The organism is Bradyrhizobium sp. S3.12.5 (assembly GCF_040548225.1).
Classification (GTDB): domain Bacteria; phylum Pseudomonadota; class Alphaproteobacteria; order Rhizobiales; family Xanthobacteraceae; genus Bradyrhizobium; species Bradyrhizobium cytisi.
Window position 1 is genome coordinate 1 of the sequence record NZ_JBEPRF010000052.1, and the last position, 5,487, is coordinate 5,487.

Below are 5,487 nucleotides of genomic sequence, written 5' to 3' on the forward strand. Positions count from 1 at the left end.
CGCGACGACCCGTGCAGATCCTTTGGTGGTCGCGGCAATGCTGCCGTTCTTCTCTGCGCAATTCGGCAATGCGTCGTCCGCGCATGCATTCGGCAGTTGGTGCGGCTCCCTATGACGAGCCGTTCAAGCCTTCGGAAACCAGTCGTGTAGGGGTGCTCAGAAAATTGGGGAAACGGCGAGGCGGCGAGTTGTCTGCGGGTTCGTGTGCAATGTCGTGTTCGCAACATGTTGGCGGACACCAAACAAAGTGCGCGTTGGCTTTCGGAGAGAAGACACCCGTTCGCGGTTCGCTTGCGTGTAGTTGCCCGCGCAGCGGCCCGTGCGCAGAGGTGTCAGGCGATTGGCCCGACATTTGCTCTACTGCTTGCCAACGGCGTGCGGCTCACCTGCTTTGTCGCGATGTCCGCTGCAGAACGTGGATCTCTACTGAAAGGCCATGACATGAAGAATTCCAGGTCCCTGACAATCAAGGTGCTAGGCACGGCCATTTTTGCCTTGGCCTTGATGACGCGTACCGCGCCGGCGGTCGAGTCCAAAACGGAAAATAGCCCGGATCCGAGCTCCCCGTGCGCTCCCGTGAACAGGAGCGTTCTTGCCCAGATCACACCCACCTGGGAACGACCAGCGAGCTTCATGCTTCAGAACGGTCTGCAAGTCGTGGTGATCCCCGACCACCGCACGCCCGTAGTCACGGAGATGATGTGGTACAACGTCGGCTCGGCCGATGAGACACCGGGCAAGTCCGGGCTCGCCCATTTTCTCGAGCACCTGATGTTCAAGGGCACCGAGAAACACCCGGTCGGTGAGTTCTCCCAGACCGTGCGCCGCGTCGGCGGCCACGAGAACGCCTCGACCTCGGTCGATAACACCAATTACTATCAGCACGTACCGCGCGAGCAGCTGCCGACCATGATGGAGTTCGAGGCCGACCGCATGACCGGCTTGATCCTCAAGGACGAGAACGTGCTGCCCGAGCGCGACGTCGTACTCGAAGAGTACAACATGCGCGTTGCCAACAGCCCAGGCGCGCGTCTCAACGAACAGATCATGGCCGCGCTCTATCTCAATCATCCCTATGGCCGGCCGGTGATCGGCTGGCACCAGGAGATCGAGAAGCTCGATCGCGAGGACGCACTCGCCTTCTACCGCCGCTTCTACGCGCCGAACAACGCGATCCTGGTCATCGCCGGCGACGTCGAGGCCGCCGACGTGCGCCCGCTGGTCGAGCGCAATTTCGGCTCGATCCCGGCCCAGCCCGCGATCCCCGCGCGGCGCATCCGCCCGCAGGAGCCGGAGCCGGCCGCACCGCGCACCGTCACGCTGTCCGACCCGCTCGTCGAGCAGCCCAGCATGGAGCGCTCTTACCTGGTGCCCTCGGCCACCACGGCCGCGGCCGGTGAGAGCGCGGCACTCGACGTGCTGGCGCAGTTGATGGGCGGCGGCAGCAACTCCTATCTCTACCGCGCGCTTGTCGTCGACAAGCCACTCGCGGTCTTCGCCAACGCCAGGTATTCGAGCATTTCGCTCGATCCGACGCAGTTCTCGATCTTGGCCGCGCCGAAATCCGGCGTCAGCTTCGCAGAGGTCGAGCAGGTCATCGACGGCGTCATCGCCGACGTGGTGCAGAACCCGATCCGCGCCGAGGATCTGGAGCGGGTCAAGACCCGGCTGATCGCGGAAGCGATCTACGCCCAGGACGACCAGGCGGAGCTGGCAGGCTGGTATGGCGGCGGGCTCAGCACAGGCCTGTCGATCGAGGATATTCAAAGTTGGCCCGACCGCATCCGCGCGGTCACCGCCGAACAGGTTCGCGCCGTCGCACAGAAATGCCTCGAGAAGAAGCGTTCTGTGACGGGCCATCTGATCAAAGACACTGCCACCACCAAGCGCGAGGAGAAGCGTTCGTGACCCATCCATTCATTCGCTTGCGGCGCGCCGCATTTTCCGTTGCAACCGGCGCGCTGCTCGTGCTGGCTACGATTTGGCCGTCACAAGCGGCCGCAAAGATCCAGCACCTGGTCTCGCCGGGCGGCATCGAGGCCTGGTTCGTCCAGGACGCGACCGTGCCGTTGATCACGATGGAATATTCCTTCGCCGGCGGCTCGGCGCAGGATCCCCATGACAAGCCCGGCGTAGCCAATCTCGTTGGGAACCTGCTCGACGAGGGCTCCGGCGATCTCGACTCCAAAACCTTCCACGAACGCCTCGACCGCCGCGCCATCGAGCTCTCGTTCAGTGCCGGCCCCGACACCTTCCGCGGCAGTCTGCGCATGCTGCGCGACAACAAGGACGAAGCGTTCGACCTGTTGCGGATGGCGCTGACCTCGCCGCATTTCGACACCGCCGACGTCGAGCGCATCCGCTCGCACGTCATGTCGGGCCTGCGCCGTGACACCACGAAGCCGACGTCGTTGGCGAGCCGGAAATTCCTGGAGATCGCCTTCGGCGAGCATCCCTATGGCCGGCAAACCAACGGTACGCTCGACAGCGTGCCGACCATCACGGTCGCCGACATGAAGGATTATGTCGGCCGCGTGCTTGCCAAGGATGGGCTGAAGGTCGCGGTGGTCGGCGACGTGGATCCGGACACGCTCGGCAAGCTGCTCGACCACACGTTCGGCGCCCTACCCACCAATGGCAAACTCGTCCCGGTCCCCGAAATCGGTGCCGCCAAGCCGCCGCAGGTCGCCTTCGTGCCGCTCGACGTGCCGCAAACGGTGATCACCTTCGGCGGCCCTGGCGTCAAGCGCAGCGATCCGAACTTCATGGCGGCCTATCTCGTCAATCACATCCTGGGCGGCGGCGGATTGTCCTCGCGACTCCATCGCGAGGTCCGCGAGAAGCGCGGGCTTGCCTACTCGGTATCCGAGTCGCTGCGCTGGATGGAGCACTCGGCGGTCTTCATCGGCAACACCGGCTCGCGCGCCGACCGCGCCCGCGACACCATGGAGGTGATCCAGAAGGAGGTGTGCCGCATTGCCAAGGAGGGTCCCACCCAGAAGGAGCTCGATGAGGCCAAGTCCTACCTCAAGGGCTCCCAGATGCTGGCGCTCGACACCTCCTCCAAGCTTGCGCAGGCGCTGCTGCAAAATCAGCAGGACAAGCTGCCGATCGACTATATCGAGAAGCGGAACGCCATCGTCGACGCGGTGACGCTGGACGACGCCAAGGCCGCCGCCAAGCGGCTGTGGGGCCGGGGGCTCCTCACCGTCATTGTCGGCCGCTCTCCACGAGCGGCAGCCGAGTAGACCAGAGCGCCATCGGCCGCGAAGCCGGCGACGCCCAATTAACTTTTCAAGTAGCTCGGGGCGGCATAGCCCCGAGTCCGGCTTTGCCCTGTCCCCCGTTTGCACTGTTCGCGCTGGCCGTGTGGTTGTTCCTGGAGAGCTTGGCACGCTCCTCGCGCACCCAGCTCTGCAGCCCGATAATCAAGAGGCGGCGACGCTCGTGACAGGCGCCCAGGCGCTCCCGCGAGCTCTCCAGAACGAGTTCAGCTTCTCGTGCTTGGACCAGCGTCGTCTGCGGAAATTTCTTGAGCCGGTCCGTTTTCCGTCGCCTATATGCGTCCGGCTCCCTCGAAGAGGCGCGGGTTCGAGCGGCGAACATGACGCAGTTTCGATCCGCACGTGATCGAGGCCATTCGCTCAACGATGCCGGGCGCCGGGACTGCGTCCAACCCTTTCTTCACGAAGCCGAGAAGTCCAAATGCGGTGCCGTCACTCCAGAATGCCGGTCCGACGCCCATTTCCGCTCAATACGCTTATTGCCGGCCCGCTCAGGAACTTCGCTCCAAAACTGTACTTGGTCGCTATCGAGCGAGCCTGCGCCCACTGCCGCCCGCCTGCACACCCGCTGCCGCGGCCTGCACACCGATCAAGGCTAAACGTTCGACCCCGCGGGCGCTTCTCCTTGGCCGCAGTCGGGGATCTTCGTCAAACCGACTGATGGCGGCTCAAACGTACCGACTGCCCGAATCTCGGCAATGCGCCCGTCAGAAGGTGCGGCGAAGGCAACACGCGGCTTGAACGATTGTGCCGACTTAGCTTCAGTTTGTGTTTGTTTTGGTATACGCCAATCCGCTTTTTGCTCGCTCGATGACGTCGCCGAAGTGGAGCAGCTCAAAATAGGCCTCGCCCAATGGTTGACGACTACGAGGGCCCAAAAGGAGGCTAAATTGAACCATCCCTGGCCCGACTGAAAACGTGTCCACGACCCGCTCAAGCGCAGCGGATTGACCATGTCGCGATAAGATAACTGTAAAATTGCCTCGGCCCGCCTCCCGATTTCGCCGCAAGCAAATGAGCGTACTCTGAAAGGTCACTGACATGTTCGTCATCGACACTCCGGAGACCTTGAATTCGATCATAATGGCTGAGCCTTCTTTGCTGAACAGAGCAATGTCTGGCCGCTTGTCGCCATCGCCCGCTTGGCAAGCAGCTTTTGGAACTCCTGGTCGATGGTCACTTTGGAAGATTTTTTGCTGTCATCCCATGACCGCACCCGGATCACCGCGCAGCTTACTCATGCCGTCTATGTTAGTCCGTCCGGAAAATATCTGCTGATTCGTCAGGGTGCGAAGCTGATCGGCAAAGACGACAGCTCTGTCGCGTTCGGCCAGAGCCGCATCCTCTTGGGGTACCCGCGTCGTCAGCCCGGCGGCAACTCGATTGTGCTGGAACGCCAACCCGGCGCCTGCGGCGGCAGCCGCTGAGCTGGCGAGAGAGGGTCTGAGGCGCTTCCTCAGACGGGGCGGTTTTCGCTTCTATTCTTCACCGGCTGCATTTTAGCCAGGCCGTCCTCGTATGGGATGTCCGTGTATGATCCATCGATGTCCTTGGCCGCGTCGAGCAAGTGGTCGAGTCTACCGGCGGTACCCAGCTTCTTGATGTCATTCTTCTCGACGCCGGCGAGATCCATCATCTCTTTCCACACCGTTGATTCGTCGCAAGGCAGAATGCGGAAGGTGATGTCGCCTATCTTGGTGCGGTACTTCGCGAGCAGATCAATGTTGTTGCAGAACATGAAATAGCTGCCTTCGGGGCTCAGCCTGCCGTCCAGCACCTTTGCAGCCTCAGGTAGATACGCGAACGAATGCAGATATCCGGCAAGAACTGCAATGGTCGGTTCGCCCTCCTGCGCGATTGCGAGAACTTGTTCGATAGAATAGTCGGGCGGTCGTTTTTCGTCGGCGAGCTGGGCTTGAAATTTCAGCGCGATGTCGCCTCGAAATCCAAATCGTCCCGACTTCGTTGTTTCGCTCTTAAGAACCGCATTCAGCAAGCGTCCCTCCCTGTCCAACGGGCCAAGAGCGGTGTTGTCGATCGACGTCATGGAGCCTCCTCATCAGAGTGTGGTATGCATGCGTCGCCCAATGCGACGTGTCCGCTACCCCTATGCAAGTTGTTTGCCGTCCCGCTAGGTGCCGGCACAATACGAGTTCTGGCCGAACGACGTCCGGACGTGGCAAATCCGCCTGTCGGAAAGCCG

3 protein-coding genes and 1 pseudogene are annotated in these 5,487 nt (G+C 62.0%); 3 read left to right on the forward strand and 1 reads right to left on the reverse strand.

Annotated elements, in window-relative coordinates; genetic code table 11:
• The first annotated feature begins 633 nt into the window (after positions 1 to 633).
• The 3 genes and pseudogenes from ABIC09_RS37210 to ABIC09_RS37220 all read left to right on the forward strand — a co-directional run.
• Positions 634 to 1,908 (forward strand): M16 family metallopeptidase, encoded by a 1,275-nt coding sequence (locus tag ABIC09_RS37210; protein WP_502917744.1) that lies wholly within the window; start codon positions 634 to 636, stop codon positions 1,906 to 1,908.
• Positions 1,905 to 3,248: a M16 family metallopeptidase gene (locus ABIC09_RS37215; protein WP_354112412.1), complete on the forward strand. Its 1,344-nt coding sequence runs from the start codon at positions 1,905 to 1,907 to the stop codon at positions 3,246 to 3,248. The genes ABIC09_RS37210 and ABIC09_RS37215 overlap by 4 nt, the downstream gene beginning before the upstream one ends.
• Positions 3,249 to 4,501: 1,253 nt before the next feature.
• Positions 4,502 to 4,693, forward strand: a pseudogene (locus tag ABIC09_RS37220) (TrbI/VirB10 family protein); the annotation flags it as partial.
• A gap of 47 nt (positions 4,694 to 4,740) precedes the next feature.
• Here ABIC09_RS37220 and ABIC09_RS37225 read toward each other — a convergent pair.
• A complete protein-coding gene (locus ABIC09_RS37225; protein WP_354112413.1) occupies positions 4,741 to 5,331 on the reverse strand; it encodes a hypothetical protein in 591 nt (196 codons plus the stop codon).
• Positions 5,332 to 5,487: the final 156 nt, after the last annotated feature.